A 16,115-nucleotide genomic window follows, 5' to 3' on the forward strand; every position below is an offset into this window, starting at 1 on the left:
CTACCCTGACTGTGTCGTTCGTTACCAATCCGACGGCAGCCACGGCGGAAAGAGGTGGCGACAAGCAGGCCGGCTGCGGACCGTATCCGCCTACTTGCGGTCGGATTGGTAACAGGCGGGGCGATGACCGAACACGCCAACGGCCGGAGCTTTCAGTGACGGGAACAGCGGGTGGGGGAAAGCCGGGATCCGGCCGCCGGCTGGTGGTCATGGCCGCCGCGGTGGGCGCCGGCTGGCTGATCGTCCACCTTCCCGGGCTCGGCCATTTCACGCACAGTTCCGCCTATCTTTACGGCGCGACCACACTGCTGGCCATCGGCCTGTTCGGCAGTACCGCCGGAATCTCCCTGCCGTCGCTGAAATCCCATGCCGGAATCGTCGTCTCGGCCGTCACCGTCGGGGTCGTCCTGAAGGCCGCCCTGATCACCGCGGTGATGTACTGGGCGTATCCTCAGCCGCTTTTCCTGGTCGTCGGCATCGCCATCGCGCAGATCGACCCGCTCTCGGTCGCCGCGTTGCGCGACTCGTCGCGGCTGTCCGAGGAAGCCAGGTCGATCCTCGCCGCGTGGTCGTCGTTCGACGATCCGGTCACCACACTGCTGAGCCTGTACGCGACCGCACTCGCCGTGGACATGATGGGCGAGACCGGCACGTTCTCGATCATGAGCGTCGGTTCGTTCCTGTTCAGCCTGCTCCTCAACGCGGTGGTGGCGATCGTGGCGGCCGGCGCCTGGTGGGTCCTGACCCGCCGGGCAGGCCTGCGGTTCATCACCGACGAGCGCCTGCCGTCGAAGCCGAACATCCTGGCAACGGTGCTGCTGGTCGTCATCATGGGGCTGGCCGCCTGGCAACTGCTCTTCCTCGGCCTCGCCGCCGCGGGCCTGTTCTTCCGGCCGTGGCTCGGCCCCTGGCTCGATCGAGCCACCAACGGCGCCTTCCTCCTGGCCTCAGGCGGCCTGGGCATGCTGTTGCTCAATGGCGTGGACCTCACGAAAGGCCTGTTGCTGGGCGTCACCGGGTTCGCCGCTCAGGTGGTCGTGGCGCTGATCCTCACCGTCCGCCTTCCCTCGAAGGCGGACCGAGCCTATTTGGCCGTGAGCCAACAGAATGGGATCACCGCGATCATCCTGGCTCTGGTGCTGGAGCAGAGCCTGCCCGGCGTGGCCGCCGTCGTCGCGCCCGCGATCGTCGTGATCAATCTGCTCCACCTGGCCTCCACCCCGTTGGTCGGCAGGGTGATCGACCGGCGGAAACGCTTCAGGCCGGTTCCCCCGTGGTCCTTTCCCCTGCCGGAAGCGGCACGACCGACCGCCCCGGAACCGGATCAGTCCGACGTGCCCGCGTCCGCGGACAACAAGGCGTCCTGAACTCGTCCTCCGAAGCCGCTCAGCGCGAGGTATCCCCGTTGACGGGGAGTTCCCGACGCCCTGGTGGCGTACAGTTCGAAATCCTCGAGATCGTTCAACCGGAACACCGGGACCTGATCGTAAAGACTGTCGTAGTTGTGACAGAGCGCGCTCAAGGTCGTCCGGTCGGCGTCACGCTCCTTGCGCACGTACCGCCGGTACCAGTCCGTCACTTCACGCTGGAATTCGGCGAGGAGACTACGGATCACGGCCGCCACGCCCATCGCTTCGAACACGCGCGTCGACAACGACGTTCGCAGTGCGTCCCGTGCCCTGATGCCGCCGGACAACGCCTCGCGAATGGCGTTGTCCACCTTGCCCGCCACCGACAACGCCTCGTCGGCCTGGTCGAACAACCCCGTCACATCCGCGGGCAAACCGGGTGAGGGCGCTTCGCCGGCTTCGCTCCGCGTGGGCTGGACCGCCTGGGCCAGGTCGTCCAATGACCGGTGGAACGCCGAGAAATGGTACTCCGAAGAGGTTCGCATCGTGTCGACGCTCGCGGTGAGCTGCTGCAGGTAAAGCCTGGTGTTCGTGTACTGCCGGTTCATCCGTTCGAGACGGTTGCGCAGCAGGACGACCGGGTCCTCCGAGGAGGCCGACTCGAACACCGAGATCCGGCCGGCCAGGATCGAGCTGAGCCCGCCCTGGAAGGTCCATTGGTCGTACATCAGCGGTTCGATACCGAAGAAGTCGGTGATCTCGTCCTGCAGAACCGACGGCAGGAAGCCGACCACCACCAGAACGGTGTCGGCTCCGGGAGCCGCTTTCCGGATTTCGATGGCCGCTTCACGCAGCGGAGCCACCTCGTCCGCGTCGAAGATCGAACCGGTCACGATCACCGCGCAACCGGATTCCTCGTCACCGAAGGGTATCCAATAGTCGACCCGCACGTTCGCGCCGAGGCGGTGCTGCCGGTAGTAGAGCAGCCCCTGCGCGTCGAGCACCGCGCGCACCTCGTTGCGCACACTGTCCACAGTGTCCAGTACGATCCGGTCGCGGGCGACTTCCCGGATCATCGGCTCGGTGACCGCGGTCCGGACGTCGACCGCCCGGCGATAGAGGTGATGGCACAGCCGGATGAACTGGCGCGCGACGCCATCGGTGATCTTCAGCAGGTAGCGCACGGTATCCGGCGAAAAGGGCCACAACGTCGCCTCACCGCCGGCCGCGACCTTCGCGCGCGTGATGTAGGTTTCGGCGTCTTCGGTGGTCAGCGGCGCCATCCGGATCACCTGGCCGAGCCGCTCCACGGAGTCCTTGCCGACCACGTCGATGTAGTCCTCGAGGCCCACCAGGACGAGCAGGCCGTCCGCGGCCGCGAAAACCTGCAACAGCTTTTTCACGGCCGCGATCGTCGCCGCGGCCGGATTCCGCGCCGTGGACAACAACTTGTGCAACTCGTCGATCAACAACACGAACGAGTGCCCGCGCCGGCCGTAGAGCAGCGCGAAGACCCCCATGGCTTCGAGCACCAGCTCATCGGTCGCGATCGGGTCCCGGATGCCGCGGTCCACCAGGATCTGGTCCGGTGCCCCGCCCCGGAACCATTCCCACGCCGCGTCGTAGAAGCCCTCCCGCAGCAGCAGGGTCAACGCGATCGAGAACTCTTCTTTCTGGGTGACGTCGGTCAGCCTGCTCCGCAACCGGGCCAACAGGTCGCTTTCGATCAGATTGACCCTGTCGACCAGCTCGAGCGGGTCCAGCTGCCCGGCGCGCAACGGGCGCGCGAGCGCCTGGGTCAGCTCGGAGGATTCCAGCTCGTCCGCGACGAGGTCGGCGTAGTACTCGCGGACGCGGCGCGTCACGTCCCTCTGGTCCAGCCCACGGACGAAGCTCTTGTACAGGGCGACGAAACCTTCTTCGGACGCCTCGAGCGAGATGGTGTAGGTCAGCGATCTTCGGGGCGACCCGGCGATGTGACGGCCCATCTCGGCGACCAGGTGCGTCTTTCCCGTCCCGTACTCCCCGACGACGGCTATCACCGTGCCCCGGGAGAAGGTCGCGGGCGCCGACAGGTACTCGTCGAGCAGCCGGCGGGCCTCACGGATGGCCGCGGTGTCGAGGGTCAGCGTCTCGTGACCGGTCGCGACCGCCTGGGTGGGAAAGGGATTGCCCGGAGCCGGCACCTCACTCCTCCGCCCGCTGATCACGACGCACCGTCCGGCTGCGCGGTGCGGAAGAAGTAATCGGTGAAGTGTTCGTAGGTCACTTCCCGGGATTTTAACGAAGCCATCACTTCCGGGACATCGTCGAACTCTTTGTACACTCCATAGAGCAATGCGTGTAGCCATTTGATGGAACGGCTGTTCTGGGCGAGCAGCTTGCCCATCGTCTGCTTGGTGACCAGGGGTATCTCCCGGCCCGCCTCGTCCGGGCCCTGCCTGGCGTTCGCGAAGAGCCAGCCGTCGTCACGGTTCAACGGCCCCACCTCCAGCATGAGCGGTGGCCTGCCCTCACCCTGTCCCGCCTGGACCGATCGTCGCACATCGTCGCCATACCTGCTCTCGGCAAAGAACACCAGCCGGGGAAGCCTGGCCAGACCGACGTAGCTCGCGATCTCCCGACCGAGTTCCGACCTGGGCAGAATAATGATCCCCACCTGACCGGATGGCAATGCTCTGAGCAGGTATTTGTAGACCGTTTCGATGCCCGCGTGATGGTCTTCGTCCTTCTGGGGCAGACGATCACGAAGTTCGTTCAGCCGCCGATCCAGCTCCTGCACGTGCATTTCGGAGACAACGCTGGTTTCGCTGCTCAAATGGTAGATCAAGTCCTCGAGGACCTGTTCCATTCTCACTCTGAGGGACATGTGCGGCAGCGTGGAGGCCGCCAGCGGAAAGATCTGCGCCCGATCGCCGAGTTGGCCGGACAGCCACGCGGCACAGCGATTGATCAGGGAAGTCTTGCCGCAGCCGTCCTTTCCCGTCACGACGACCAGTCGACCGTGGGCCCGGAAGCCGCCCAGCGGTCCGATGGATCGCTGAAAGCGGTCGAACTCGTCCTGGGTACTGTCGACCTTGACGTAGTACTTCTCGTGGTCGTACAGGTACGGGCACAACGGGTCGTCCGGGGCCTCCATGCCGGGAATATGGTAGGGATTCTTCACTGGGTCGAGACCTTCGCTTCGCTCGGACGCGTCGTCCCGCGCATCGCGCGATGCCATCGCCACGGCTGCTCCAATGCTCCTACCACATCGTCGATTCCGGCGGACAGACCCTTCAGGGCCCGCTCCTGTTTCTCCGCCCGCGCTTCCGGTGTATCACCGGGCGCGAAGGTGTTCATCTCCTCCCCCAGCAACGGCTCGTCCATCAGCCTGTCCTTCAACCTCCCCGGCATTCGCCAGCCGGCGCGGAGAATCGCGATCTTGCGCAACTGGCCGGCCAGTTCGTCCCTGGCGGCCAGCATCTCCACGTCCACCGGGCGCCTGCCGCTCGGAGGGCCGAACCACTTCCGCTGCTCGGCCCGCACGGTTTTGCGAAAGTTCCGCGAGGCTTCGCGCAGCGCGTCGGCGAGCAACCTGCTCTGTGTCCGTTCGTCCCGCCAGAAACCGGTGACCCAGGTCAACGCCGCCCCCGCGACGAGCGGGATCAACGCGGTCAGCGCGGTTTTCGCCGGGCTCGAGGGCACCGCCTGCTGTTGCGGAATCCGCGCGGCGGCGGTCAACGCGTCGCATGCCCGGGTGAAATCCGGGCCTTGCCCCGTACTCGCCGCCGCGGGGGAAATTCCCAGCGCCGTCGCGGCATCGCTCAGCCGGGCGCGCTGGTCCGCGGAAAGGCAATAAACCTTCGCGGCGTCGTCGGCCGGGGCCGTACCCGCGGAAACGCCGGAACCGGTGAAATACCACAACGCGGCAGCGCCGGCCACGACGACTACCGCGGCCAGTCGGCCCGCGAACCCCATGCATCATTATTCGACGGATAACGGAAGTTTGTAACGCATTCGGCCGGCCGGACCAGTCAAGTCACCGGATCGGCCCAATGGTCCCCCGCTTTCGTCAACGAGGACGCGGTCTTTTGCTTCTTTCCGAAGGCCGTGCCCGGATGCCGTCGAGGATGAGCGCGATCACGGCATCGGATTCCGCCTCGATCCCGGGGGTGGACCACTCCACGGCGTAGCCCGGATCGCGGAATCGACAGGTGGCGTCCAGCATCGCTCGCGCGGTCACGTCCGGGTCGACGGCGGCGAAGTCGCCACTGGCGATGCCGTCGACCACGATGGCCCGGATCCGGGCGAGCAGGTCGTCGACATGGGCGGAGAACACGGCGCTGTGCTCCTTCGCCAGTACGCGGAAGGTGGCGAACAGTTCAGGGTCTTCCTTCGCCTTCGCCCGTTTCGTGGCGACCATGGCGGTGAGCAGACCACGCAACCGATCGTGCGGCGCCGACCCGGGCCCCTGATCCGCCGCGGTGAGAGGCTCGCGCATCCGGCCGAGCCAGCACTGGATCACGGCCTCGCGCAGCGCCACCTTGGACGGAAAATGCCGGTACACGCTCCCGTGGCTCACGCCGAGCGCCCGCGCGACGTCGAGCACCGTGGTCTTCTCCGGCCCATGGCGGCGCAGCAGTTCCTCGGTGACCGACACGATCGTCTCCGCGTCGAGCGGCTCCCCGCGCATGAAGTCTCCGTTTCGAGCAGGTAGGAGGCCTGCTGGACGTCCTCGGCGAGCAACGTATGTCGGCGGGCCGACAGGTGTCAAACTCTGTCAGCCATTCATCCGACTGACAACTATTGATTTTTGTCATCCAGTGGTTGTAACTTACCGGCACGGCATACCAGCCGTGGCCACCGACCGAGGAGACCTCTCATCAGCGCCCCTACCGCTTCTTTCGCCGGCCGCGTCGTGTCTCGCATCGGTTACGGCGCGGCCCAGCTCCCCCGGCTGCACGATCGCCGCGGTGAAGCCGTCGCACTGGTGCGTCGCGCGATCGAACTCGGCGTCGATCACCTGGACACCGCCGAGTTCTACGGCTTCGGCTTCGCCAACCACGTGATCCGCGAGGTACTGCGGCCCGACGACGACGTGCTGGTCGTCACCAAGATCGGCGCCGATCCCAACCCGGGCGGGCCCCTTCCCCTCCGGACGGCGCAGCGGCCCGAGCAACTGCGTGCCAGCGTCGAGGACAACCTGCGCAGTCTCGGCGTCGATCGGCTCCCCGTGGTCAACCTGCGCCGTCTCGACACCGGTCCCGGCGTCCGTCCCCACGGTGACCAGGTCGTCGACCTCGACGACCAGCTGGCGGCGATGACCGAGCTGCGCGACGAGGGCAAGATCGGTGCGATCGGGCTGAGCAGCGTCACCATCGACGGCCTGCGCCGCGCCCTGCCGGCCGGCATCGCCTGCGTGCAGAACGCCTACAGCCTGGTCGCCCGCGACGACGAGGAAATGCTGCGGCTCTGCGCGGCCGAGGGCGTCGCCTGGGTGCCGTTCTTCCCGCTGGGCGGAGCCTTCCCCAGCATGCCCAAGGTCACCGACGAGCCGGCCGTTCACGCCGTGGCCGGATCCCTGGGCGTGACGCCCTCCCAGGTCGGCCTCGCCTGGCTGTTGCAGCACGCCCCGAACGTGCTGCTCATCCCCGGCACCGCCGACACCGCCCACCTCGAAGCCAACATGGCCGTCAGCGACATCGTCTTCGACGACGCCGCCCGCGCCACCCTCGACGCCGTCGAATCACGCTCCGGCAACGTTCCGCTCGGCTGACTTCCCCTTTCCCTCGGCACCAGAAAAAAATGAGGTAAGGCTTCCTATGAAGGCCATCGTCTACCGCGAGAACGGCGGCCCGGACGTTCTCCGGCTCGTCGACCGTGACCTGCCCGTGCCCGGCCCCGGCGAGGTTCGCGTCCGGGTCGCCGTGTCCGGCATCAACCCGACGGACTGGAAGTCACGCGCGCTCGCGCCCATGGGGTTCCCCGAGATCACTCCGGGCCTGGACGGCGCCGGCGTGATCGACGCTGTCGGTGAGGGGGTCGACCGGAGCCGGACCGGCCAGCGCGTCTGGGTGTACATGGCCGCTCACGGGCGGCCGACCGGAACCGAAGCCGAATTCACCGTCTTGCCCGCCGAGCAGGCCGTGCCGCTGCCCGACGAGGCCAGTTTCGACCTCGGTGCCTCACTCGGTGTCCCGGCGATCACCGCGCATCGCGCTCTCACCGTCGCCGAGGACGGGCCGCGTCGTCTGCGACCCGGAGCGCTCGAGGGCAAGGTGGTCCTCGCCGCGGGCGGGGCCGGGGCGGTCGGGCGCTCGGTGATCCAACTCGCCCGATGGGCGGGCGCGACGGTGATCAGCACGGTCAGCGGTCCGGAGAAGGCCCGGCTGGCCACCGCCGCCGGTGCTCACCACGTGGTCAACTATCGCGAGGGCGACCCGGCCGCCGAGATCCGCGAGTACGCTCCGGATGGCGTCGACATCGTCGCGGAGGTGGCGCTCGGCGCGAACTTCGCGCTGGACCTGGCCGTGCTGCGGACGCGCGGCACGATCTCGGTCTACGCCAACGACGGCGACAAGCCGATCGAGCTGGACCTCTGGCAGAACATACTGCTGAACACGCGCCTGCAATTCCTCGTGCTCTACACGGTCGGTGCGGACTTGCTCGCCGAGGCCGCCGAGGACATCTCCGCGGCTGTCCGCGACAACGCGCTGCCGGTCGGCGAGGAGCACGGCCTGCCGCTGCTCCGCTTTCCGCTCGACCGCACCGCCGACGCGCACAAAGCGGCGGAAAACGGCGCGGTCGGCAAAATCGTCCTGGACATCACGTCGTGACGGACAACCCGCTCGGCGGCGGACCCGTTACCGGCTGAATGGTCCATACCACGGGAGGATTCGACAGCACACCTCATTGGTTTGGTTTCGCGACGCGGTGGTAGCTGGAAGCGAGTTCGCGACGAAACGGGAGGTGCGCGATGTGCCGGTTGTTCGGGATGACCGCGAGCCCGGAGCGGGTGCGGGCGACGTTCTGGTTGCTGGAAGCGCCGGACAGCCTCGCGCGGCAGAGCCGCCGCGAGCCGGACGGCACCGGCCTGGGCGTCTTCCGCGCGGACGGCACGCCCGATGTCGAGAAACAGCCGCTCGCCGCCTACCAGGACCGGCAGTTCGCCGAGGAAGCGAAGGAACGGGAGTCGACGACCTTCCTGGCCCACGTCCGTTATGCCTCGAACGGCGGCCTGGATCCACGCAACACCCACCCCTTCACGCAACGAGGCCGGATCTTCGCCCACAACGGAGTCATCGGAGATCTGGACACATTGGACGATGCGCTCGGTGAATACCGGGATCTGGTGCGAGGCGACACGGACTCGGAACGGTTCTTCGCGCTCATCACCCGCTCCATCGACCGTCACGACGGAGACATCACCGCCGGCATCACCGAAGCCGCCCACTGGGTCGCCGAGCGGCTCGGCGTCTTCGCGATCAACATGATCCTGACGACGCCGTCGGAACTGTGGGCCTTGCGTTATCCGGACACGCACGACCTTTTCGTGCTCCAGCGCGCGGCGGGCGGCGGGCACGGTGATCGTCACCTCGAACACGCGAGCCCCGCCGGCCGGATCCGCGCCCGGTCCGGGGCGCTGGCCGAGCACCCCGCGGTGGTCGTCGCGAGCGAAAAGATGGACGAAGACCCCGGCTGGCAGAACCTGCGCTCCGGTGAACTACTGCACGTCGGCCGGGACCTGGCCGTCACCCGGCAGGTGGTCCTCGACCGGCCGCCCCGCCGCCGCCTCACTCTCGACGATCTCGGCGCCCACGCGAAGGCATCGCAAACGGGACGATGAAAAGGTCCTTCAGCGACCGCAGGAAGAGGGGCGGGCCCGGAAGACGCGAGGGTGGACCGCTGTGCTTGTCTTTGCCGTGTGCGACAGCATCCGACGAGGAGGGGTCCGGTCATGGCCGAGGAGAGCGCGGTCAGGCTCGCGGTGTTGATCGACGCCGACAACGCCCAGCCGAGCATCATCGAAGGACTGTTGGCCGAGGTCGCCAAGTACGGCACCGCCCACGTCAAACGCGCCTACGGTGACTGGACCGGCACCAGCCTCAAAGGCTGGAAGGAACACCTGCTGGCCCAGTCCATCCAACCCATCCAGCAGTTCGCCTACACCACCGGCAAGAACGCCACCGACGCCGCCATGGTCATCGACGCGATGGACCTGCTCTACTCCGACCGCTTCGACGGGTTCTGCCTCGTCTCCAGCGACAGCGACTTCACCCGTCTCGCCGCGCGCCTCCGGGAATCCGGCCTGACCGTCTACGGCTTCGGCGAACGCAAAACCCCCAAGCCCTTCGTCGCCGCCTGCGACAAGTTCATCTACACCGAAAACCTCACCGCCTACACCGTCACCGCCGCACCCACCGAAACCACCAAACTCGCCCCGCGTCCCACCGCCGCGCAACTCAAGCAGGACACCGCCCTGGTCAACCAGCTCCGGACCGCGGTGGAAGCCGCCTCGGACGACGACGGCTGGGCACCCCTGGCCACCATCGGCCACATCCTCACCCACCAACGCCCCGACTTCGACTCCCGCAACTACGGCTACGCCAAACTCAGCGATCTCATCACCGCGACCACCCTCTTCGACATCGAACGCCGCAGCCCCGGTGACGGCAAACCCGCCATCCCCTACGCCCGCGACCAACGCCGCCGCCAGGACAAGAAACCCTGACACACCGGGAGGGAACGGATCGTTGTGCATGCCCGCGACATAGCCTGGTGACCATGGACGAGCGCACCAACGGGACAGCGACCCTGAGCCACGGGCTGGCCGGATACCTGCGAGCGGTGGCCGAGGCCGTCGGTGTGCCCGCCGAGGCGACTTCGTTCGAAGTCAGCGACACGGCGACGGCCTACCTGGGATTGGCGCGCCGGTGGTCGGAACGTCCCGGCGAGGACCTGATGCTGATCTGGAGCGAGCAGCACGGGTGGTCGGTCGCCGTGGAGACGAACCCCGGGGCGGCACCCATGGTGGTGGCCTACCTGGCGGGCACCGACGTCGTGCCCGCTCCGGACGTGGTGGCGCGATTCGTCACCGACGTCATCGCGGGGCAGCGAGCGGGCTCGCCGCCGCGGCCGGTCTTCCCGAACGAGCGCCACGAGCTTGCCGAGCGTCTGGCCGAGTACGCCTGATCCGGCCTCTTACGCCGATTTGGTGAGCGCCGCCAGCCGCTTCGGCGTCGGCCACCGGACCTGCCACGCCCAGCCCAGCTGCTCGAACCACCGGATCAACCGCGCGGAGACGTCGATCTGTCCCCGCAGGACCCCGTGGCGGGCGGACGTGGGGTCGGCGTGGTGGGAGTTGTGCCAGGACTCCCCCATGGACAGCAGAGCCAGCGGCCAGAAGTTGGCCGACCTGTCGCGGCTGGTGAAGGGCCTGTCGCCGATCATGTGGCAGATCGAGTTCACCGACCATGTCACGTGGTGCTGGAAGGAAACGCGGGCCAGTCCGGCCCACAGGAACGCGGTCAGGGCTCCCCACCACGACATCGTGATCAGGCCGCCGAGAATCGGGGGAACCAGCACGCTCGCGCCGACCCACAGCGGGAACAGCCGGTCGACCATGCGGATGTCGCGGTCGGCCACGAGGTCGGGGGCGAAGCGGTCGACGTTGGTCGTGTCGCGATCGAACAACCAGCCCATGTGCGCGTGCCAGAAGCCCTTGGCCAGGGCGAGCGGCGAGGTGCCGAACAACCAGGGCGAGTGAGGGTCGCCCTGGCGGTCGGAAAAGGCGTGGTGGCGACGGTGGTCGGCGACCCATCCGATCACCGGGCCCTGCGCCGCCAGTCCCCCCGCGACCGCCAACCCGATGCGCAGCGGACGTTTGGCCTTGAACGCGCCGTGGGTGAAGTACCGGTGGTAGCCCACGGTGATCCCGAGGGTGGACACCAGATAGAACACCGCCGCGATGGTGAGGTCGAGCCAGCTGACGCCCCATCCCCAGAAAACCGGGACGGCCGCCAGCAGGGCCAGGAAGGGCACGAGCAGGAACGCCCGGATGGTCACCATCTCGAGCGGCGTACGCGTGCCGGAGATGACCGGTTTCGGTGCCGGTTTGGTATGCCCGGCGGAGGTTACGTTGGTCATGGGACCTCGTTTCGGTTGTTTGTGGACAGTCCGAGACGAGTGGGATCGTGCACTTCTACCGCGTCAGAAGACGGCGGCGAGACGACGGGGTGACTACCGCCGTGGCCGCGGGACCGCCGCAACGGCCGGCCGCGCCGAGAAACGAACCTGCCGCGCGGAATCTGCGTTCCCTTCGGACATCGCCTCACTCTCCGGCAGCTCGGCCTCCGGGTGACTGAACACCAGCGGTGCCGCGGCCGGCCGGGACGAGGGGGGATCTGTTGGGGGCATGAAACTCCTTGAGTGGCAACGGTGGGCGGATGCTCGAATCCGCCGCGAAGAAGGAAGAAGGACGCGCCTGCCGGCAAATCAGGGTCCGAGACCGGTGAGGGAAGCCGGAACCGACCGCCTGTCCGAGATGGACGACCACGGCCTCCACCCCACCGTACCCGCCGCGGCCCGCGGCCCGCTACCTGGGCGCGCGAAGGCCACCGGCGTAAGTGCGAGGCACACCTCGTCCGATCAGGACGAGACCTTGGCCGCCGCGTGCGCGCGCCGTTCCTCGAAACGGCTCGCCTGCGTGTCAAGCCGGGTGAGGAAGCTCGACAGCTCGGTCCGCGCGGCCTCACCGACGGCGTTCAGGCCTTCGAGATCGAACACGCCCCAGTGCCGCAGCAGGGGCGAGACGACGTCGTCGTGATGGATCCGGAGATCGTAGATTCCGGCTTTGGCGATGGCGGCGGCCTTACGGGCGAAACCGGGGATGATGCTGCCCGGCATCTGGAACCCGATGACTTCGTCGGCGATCGCACGCATGGCCTGGTTCGGCTCGATCTCCAGCGCCGCGGTCATGAGGTTGCGGTAGAAGAGCATGTGCAGGTTCTCGTCCGCGGCCACGCGGGCGAGCAGCTTGTCCGCGATCGGATCCTGGGTGTGACGGCCGGTGTTGCGGTGCGAAATCCGCGTCGCCAGTTCCTGGAACGACACGTAGGCGAAAACGTTGAGCAGGGCCTTGTCGCCGCTGTCGAAGCCGGTCTGCATGGTCTGCATCCTGGCTCGCTCGAGTTCGTCGGGGTCGACACCCCGGGTGACCAGCAGGTAGTCACGAATGCAGATGCCGTGCCTGCCCTCCTCGGCCGTCCACCGATGCACCCAGGTGCCCCACGCGCCGTCCCGGCCGAACGCGCGCTCGATCTCCCGGTGATAGCTGGGCAGGTTGTCCTCGGTGAGGAGATTGACCTCCATGGCCGTCCTGGCGATGGGCGAAAGACCGGACTGGCCGGGCTCCCACGGCAGTCCCCCCAGGTCGCCGAAGTCACGGCCCTGGCTCCAGGGCACGTATTCGTGCGGCATCCACTCCTTGGCCACCTCGAGATGGCGGTCGAGGTTCGTGGCGACCGTGGATTCGAGATCCAGCAGCAGGCGGGTGCTCTGCGATGACGTCAAGGTGATCGTCTCCTTCTTAGGAGCACCAACCTACGGCATCGTAAGTTACCGCCGGGGTACGACGACCTGGCCGGCACCCGACAGGGTGACGCAAACCCCCGAACCGGCGACGGTCAAGGACCGACGTGCTCGCAGAGGCCGTCGCCGTCGGTCGCGCCCACCCCGGACAGCACGCCGCTCACGACGTCCCGGACGAACTTCCGGTCGAGCTCACGATGGCCGAAGAGCACACGGAACACGATCGGCGCGGCGAACAGGTCCATCAGCAGATCGATGTCGAGCCCGGAGCGGATTTCGCCGCGCGCCTCACCCTTCCGCAAGGATTCGACGCACGCCTCCCGGCGGGGCTCCCAGACCACGGCGAGGAATTCCTTCCGCAGTTCCGGATCGTCGGCCAGATCGGCCGTCAACGCCGGGAGCACGTTGCCCAGGGCCGGGTCGGCCATCCCGACGCGAAGCGCTTCGAGATGGCCGACCAGGTCGCAGGAGGTGCACCCGGTGTCCATCTCCGCGACGCCGGTGCGCTCCTCCGCCAGGGCCGCGACCACCAGTTGCTTCTGGCTTTTCCAGCGGCGGCGGATGGCGGGCTTGGTGGTACCCGCGCGCTGGGCGATGGCCTCCATGGTCAAGGCCGTGTAGCCGACCTCCCGCAGGAGCGCGGTCACCGCGGCCAGCACCGACTGGTCGATGCGCTCGTCCCGGTGCCGTGCCATCGAACCCTCCCGCCCGCGATCGATGGGACGAATTCTACCCTTGGCGCAGGACCACCTTGCCGAACGACTGTCCGCGGTCCACCCGCTGGAGCGCGGTGGCGGCATCGGTGAGCGGGAAACTCCGGTCGACTACGGCGGAAAGCTTGCCATCGGCGAGCAGGCCGACGACCCGGTCCCAGGACCTACGGCGATCTTCCGGTGTCAAGGAGTTCAGGCTGAACGCGAGCAGCGTCGGCGAATTGTGGAAGGTGCGGAGCAGCGCGTCGAACGTTTCGGTCCCCGGGGCTCCCGCGGCGCCGCCACAGAGGACGTAACGCCCGTTGGGGCGCAGCAGTTCCAGGTGCTCGTGCACCTGCGGGCCTGCGACGGTGTCCACGATGACGTCGTAGGCGTCCTCGGGCAGGGCGGACTGGGTGCGGTCGACGACCTCCGTGGCCCCGAGCTTCCGCAGGCGTTCCCCCCTCTCCGCGGACGAGGTCACCACGGTGACCTCCGCGCCGAGGGCGTGCGCGATCTGAGTGGCGAGCACACCGATCCCGCCACTCGCGCCGCGGATGAGCACCCGTTCACCGGAGGAGACCCCGGTCCGGCTCAGCGCGCCCTCCGCGACCAGCGCGTTGAGGCCCAGCGCGACCACGTCGACCGGGTCGGCACCGTCCGGGGCGGGAAGCAGTTGGCCTGTGCCGACGGCGACCCGCTCCGCGTAAGCGCCGAAGTCGGGGAGCGCCAGAACCCGCTTCCCGACGAGGTGTTCCGGCACGCCAGGACCGGCTGTCCGAACACGGCCGACGGCCTCCAGGCCCAGGACGGATCCGGCACCGGGAAAGGGCGCGTACTGACCCCGTAGTGCCATGACGTCCACATAACCGACCCCGATCGCCTCGACATCGACCACGGCCTGTCCGGGACCGGCAGCCGGTTCCGGCACATCGGCCAGGGCGACTTCCTGCGACGCCTCGACGACCACCGCTTTCATTGGTGCACACCTTCCTATTACGTTTCGATCCGAAACGGAACGTTATTTGGCGGAATGATCGCTGTCAAGGCTCGTGGCGGCACTGGCTCTGGTGGTGCTCCCCGGGGAGGCGATGCGGGCAAGGGTCTCCGACACCAGCGCTTCCGGGGCGACTTCGGGAATCCAGTGCCCGACCCCGCTCAGTTCGACGAACCGGTAATCGCCGGTCACGTACTCGCCGCACAGCTCCGCGCCCGCCCGCCGCAGCGCGAGATCCCGGTCGCCCCAGAGGTAGGTGGCCGGCACTCCGACCGGGCCCAGCTTCGCGAAGTCACGGGTCATCGCGCGGTAGTAGTTGAGCTGCGCGGTGAACACGCCCGGCCGCCGAGCCGCTTCCAGGTAATGCTCGACGAGGTGACGCGGCACCGCCGGGGGAAACCACGCGCGCAACCGGCGCGCGTCGTCCTCAAGCATGACGCGCTCGGCCTTGCCGGACCTGAACAGGCCGAAATAGGCCGATCGCTCCTGCTGGTCCGCGTCGGTGGCGAGCGCCCGGCCGAAGGCGGCCAGATGCGGCACCGACGCGGCGGTCAGGCTGCGCACCCGCTCCGGATGCCGTGCCGCGATGAACCAGGACACCGTGGCACCCCAGTCGTGACCGACGAAGTGGACGCTGGGCAGGCCAAGGACGTCGAGCAGGCCGAGCACGTCCTCGACCAACGCGTCGATGCGGTAGTTGTCCGGCCCGACCGGGCGGGCACCGGGTGAGTAGCCGCGTTGGTCCGGGGCGATCACCCGATATCCCGCCGCGGCCAGCGACGGGGCGACACCGGTCCAGGACGCCCGACTCTGCGGAAACCCGTGCAGCAGCAGGATCGGCTCGCCCTCACCCGCCACCGACAGGTCGAACACCTGGCCACCCACCGCGAGCTTGGTCTGGGTTCCCCAATACGGATCCCGGAAAGACGGCATTTGGTACCTCCCGGCTTGTGCGGCCGGTCCCGCCACGCGCGGAACCGGCCATTCGCCCGTTTCGGTTCCCGGCTGACGTCCTCAGCCGGCGGCTTCCGCCGTCGGGCACAGGACCGCCCGGCCCAGAATGTGGCCGAGGAAATTGAATCCGAGAAACGCGGGTGTGCTGTTCTCGTCCACGCCGATCTTTTCCACGTCGAGGGCGTGCACCACGATGTAGTAGCGGTGGACACCGCTACCGGGCGGCGGAGCGGCGCCGATGTAGCGGGCGGCGCGAGCGTCGTTGGGGATCTGCAGGGCACCCGATGGCAGGAGTTCTCCGGTGCCGTTTCCGGCATCGGAGGGCAACTCCGTTACCGAGGCGGGAAGGTCGGCCACCGCCCAGTGCCAGAACCCGGACCCGGTGGGCGCGTCGGGGTCGTACATCGTCACCGCGTAGCTCTTCGTGCCCTCCGGCGCACCCGACCAGGACAGCTGAGGTGAAACGTCCTCCCCTCCCGGGACGCCGAAGATGCCCGACCACTGCGCGGCAGGCAACGGTTTCCCCTCGACGACATCCTTACTGGACACCGT

16 protein-coding genes are annotated in these 16,115 nt (G+C 67.9%); 6 read left to right on the forward strand and 10 right to left on the reverse strand.

Going from position 1 to position 16,115, the window contains the following annotated elements; genetic code table 11:
- Positions 1–155 precede the first annotated feature (155 nt).
- Positions 156–1,367, forward strand: coding sequence for a hypothetical protein (locus tag ACFSXZ_RS27900; RefSeq protein WP_378268187.1), 1,212 nt, complete (start codon positions 156–158; stop codon positions 1,365–1,367).
- On the opposite strand, the gene ACFSXZ_RS27905 is transcribed toward ACFSXZ_RS27900, so the two are convergent.
- From ACFSXZ_RS27905 to ACFSXZ_RS27920, 4 genes are all read right to left on the reverse strand, one after another.
- Complete coding sequence (locus ACFSXZ_RS27905; protein WP_378268188.1) at positions 1,325–3,535, reverse strand: AAA family ATPase; 2,211 nt, start codon at positions 3,533–3,535, stop codon at positions 1,325–1,327. The two genes, ACFSXZ_RS27900 and ACFSXZ_RS27905, sit on opposite strands and share 43 nt — an antisense overlap.
- Positions 3,536–3,555: 20 nt before the next feature.
- Complete coding sequence (locus ACFSXZ_RS27910; protein ID WP_378268189.1) at positions 3,556–4,572, reverse strand: hypothetical protein; 1,017 nt, start codon at positions 4,570–4,572, stop codon at positions 3,556–3,558.
- Positions 4,512–5,309, reverse strand: coding sequence for a hypothetical protein (locus ACFSXZ_RS27915; protein ID WP_378268190.1), 798 nt, complete (start codon positions 5,307–5,309; stop codon positions 4,512–4,514). Before ACFSXZ_RS27915 ends, ACFSXZ_RS27910 begins: the two co-directional genes overlap by 61 nt.
- 94 nt (positions 5,310–5,403) lie before the next feature.
- Entirely contained in the window at positions 5,404–6,024 is a 621-nt protein-coding gene (locus ACFSXZ_RS27920; protein ID WP_378268191.1) for a TetR family transcriptional regulator, read from the reverse strand.
- A gap of 225 nt (positions 6,025–6,249) precedes the next feature.
- On the opposite strand from ACFSXZ_RS27920, the gene ACFSXZ_RS27925 reads away from it, so the two are divergent.
- From ACFSXZ_RS27925 to ACFSXZ_RS27945, 5 genes are all read left to right on the forward strand, one after another.
- A complete protein-coding gene (locus tag ACFSXZ_RS27925; protein WP_378268192.1) occupies positions 6,250–7,107 on the forward strand; it encodes an aldo/keto reductase in 858 nt (285 codons plus the stop codon).
- Positions 7,108–7,153: 46 nt separating this feature from the next.
- Positions 7,154–8,167, forward strand: coding sequence for an NADPH:quinone reductase (locus ACFSXZ_RS27930; protein ID WP_378268193.1), 1,014 nt, complete (start codon positions 7,154–7,156; stop codon positions 8,165–8,167).
- Positions 8,168–8,307: 140 nt separating this feature from the next.
- Positions 8,308–9,177, forward strand: coding sequence for a class II glutamine amidotransferase (locus tag ACFSXZ_RS27935; protein WP_378268194.1), 870 nt, complete (start codon positions 8,308–8,310; stop codon positions 9,175–9,177).
- Positions 9,178–9,288: 111 nt separating this feature from the next.
- On the forward strand, positions 9,289–10,062 hold the full coding sequence (locus ACFSXZ_RS27940) for an NYN domain-containing protein (protein ID WP_378268195.1): 774 nt from the start codon (positions 9,289–9,291) through the stop codon (positions 10,060–10,062).
- Between the two features lie 53 nt (positions 10,063–10,115).
- Positions 10,116–10,523, forward strand: a complete 408-nt coding sequence (locus ACFSXZ_RS27945) for a DUF6292 family protein (protein ID WP_378268196.1) — start codon at positions 10,116–10,118, stop codon at positions 10,521–10,523.
- A 9-nt stretch (positions 10,524–10,532) separates the two neighbouring features.
- Here ACFSXZ_RS27945 and ACFSXZ_RS27950 read toward each other — a convergent pair whose 3' ends face one another.
- The 6 genes from ACFSXZ_RS27950 to ACFSXZ_RS27975 all read right to left on the reverse strand — a co-directional run bounded on the left by ACFSXZ_RS27950 (position 10,533) and on the right by ACFSXZ_RS27975 (position 16,112).
- On the reverse strand, positions 10,533–11,477 hold the full coding sequence (locus ACFSXZ_RS27950; RefSeq protein WP_378268197.1) for an acyl-CoA desaturase: 945 nt from the start codon (positions 11,475–11,477) through the stop codon (positions 10,533–10,535).
- 501 nt (positions 11,478–11,978) lie between these two features.
- Positions 11,979–12,902: an acyl-ACP desaturase gene (locus tag ACFSXZ_RS27955; protein ID WP_378268198.1), complete on the reverse strand. Its 924-nt coding sequence runs from the start codon at positions 12,900–12,902 to the stop codon at positions 11,979–11,981.
- 113 nt (positions 12,903–13,015) lie between these two features.
- Positions 13,016–13,615, reverse strand: coding sequence for a TetR/AcrR family transcriptional regulator (locus tag ACFSXZ_RS27960; protein ID WP_378268199.1), 600 nt, complete (start codon positions 13,613–13,615; stop codon positions 13,016–13,018).
- A gap of 34 nt (positions 13,616–13,649) precedes the next feature.
- Positions 13,650–14,591, reverse strand: a complete 942-nt coding sequence (locus ACFSXZ_RS27965) for a quinone oxidoreductase family protein (protein ID WP_378268200.1) — start codon at positions 14,589–14,591, stop codon at positions 13,650–13,652.
- Between the two features lie 42 nt (positions 14,592–14,633).
- Positions 14,634–15,542 carry an alpha/beta fold hydrolase gene (locus ACFSXZ_RS27970; RefSeq protein WP_378268201.1) on the reverse strand — a complete coding sequence of 303 codons (909 nt, stop codon included), beginning with the start codon at positions 15,540–15,542 and terminating at the stop codon, positions 14,634–14,636.
- Between the two features lie 81 nt (positions 15,543–15,623).
- Positions 15,624–16,112, reverse strand: a complete 489-nt coding sequence (locus ACFSXZ_RS27975; RefSeq protein WP_378268202.1) for a YbhB/YbcL family Raf kinase inhibitor-like protein — start codon at positions 16,110–16,112, stop codon at positions 15,624–15,626.
- Positions 16,113–16,115 lie beyond the last annotated feature (3 nt).

Origin of the sequence: Amycolatopsis pigmentata (assembly GCF_042684065.1) — a bacterium.
Classification (GTDB): Bacteria; Actinomycetota; Actinomycetes; order Mycobacteriales; family Pseudonocardiaceae; genus Amycolatopsis_E; species Amycolatopsis_E pigmentata.

Bases quoted from the DNA above. Each gene is read 5' to 3' on its own strand.
- ACFSXZ_RS27910 (WP_378268189.1), bottom strand. From the start codon at position 4,572: ATGGCATCGCGCGATGCGCGGGACGACGCGTCCGAGCGAAGCGAAGGT.
- ACFSXZ_RS27915 (WP_378268190.1), bottom strand. From the start codon at position 5,309: ATGGGGTTCGCGGGCCGACTGGCCGCGGTAGTCGTCGTGGCCGGCGCT.
- ACFSXZ_RS27920 (WP_378268191.1), bottom strand. From the start codon at position 6,024: ATGCGCGGGGAGCCGCTCGACGCGGAGACGATCGTGTCGGTCACCGAG.
- ACFSXZ_RS27930 (WP_378268193.1), top strand. From the start codon at position 7,154: ATGAAGGCCATCGTCTACCGCGAGAACGGCGGCCCGGACGTTCTCCGG.
- ACFSXZ_RS27935 (WP_378268194.1), top strand. From the start codon at position 8,308: ATGTGCCGGTTGTTCGGGATGACCGCGAGCCCGGAGCGGGTGCGGGCG.
- ACFSXZ_RS27940 (WP_378268195.1), top strand. From the start codon at position 9,289: ATGGCCGAGGAGAGCGCGGTCAGGCTCGCGGTGTTGATCGACGCCGAC.
- ACFSXZ_RS27945 (WP_378268196.1), top strand. From the start codon at position 10,116: ATGGACGAGCGCACCAACGGGACAGCGACCCTGAGCCACGGGCTGGCC.
- ACFSXZ_RS27950 (WP_378268197.1), bottom strand. From the start codon at position 11,477: ATGACCAACGTAACCTCCGCCGGGCATACCAAACCGGCACCGAAACCG.
- ACFSXZ_RS27960 (WP_378268199.1), bottom strand. From the start codon at position 13,615: ATGGCACGGCACCGGGACGAGCGCATCGACCAGTCGGTGCTGGCCGCG.
- ACFSXZ_RS27965 (WP_378268200.1), bottom strand. From the start codon at position 14,591: ATGAAAGCGGTGGTCGTCGAGGCGTCGCAGGAAGTCGCCCTGGCCGAT.
- ACFSXZ_RS27970 (WP_378268201.1), bottom strand. From the start codon at position 15,542: ATGCCGTCTTTCCGGGATCCGTATTGGGGAACCCAGACCAAGCTCGCG.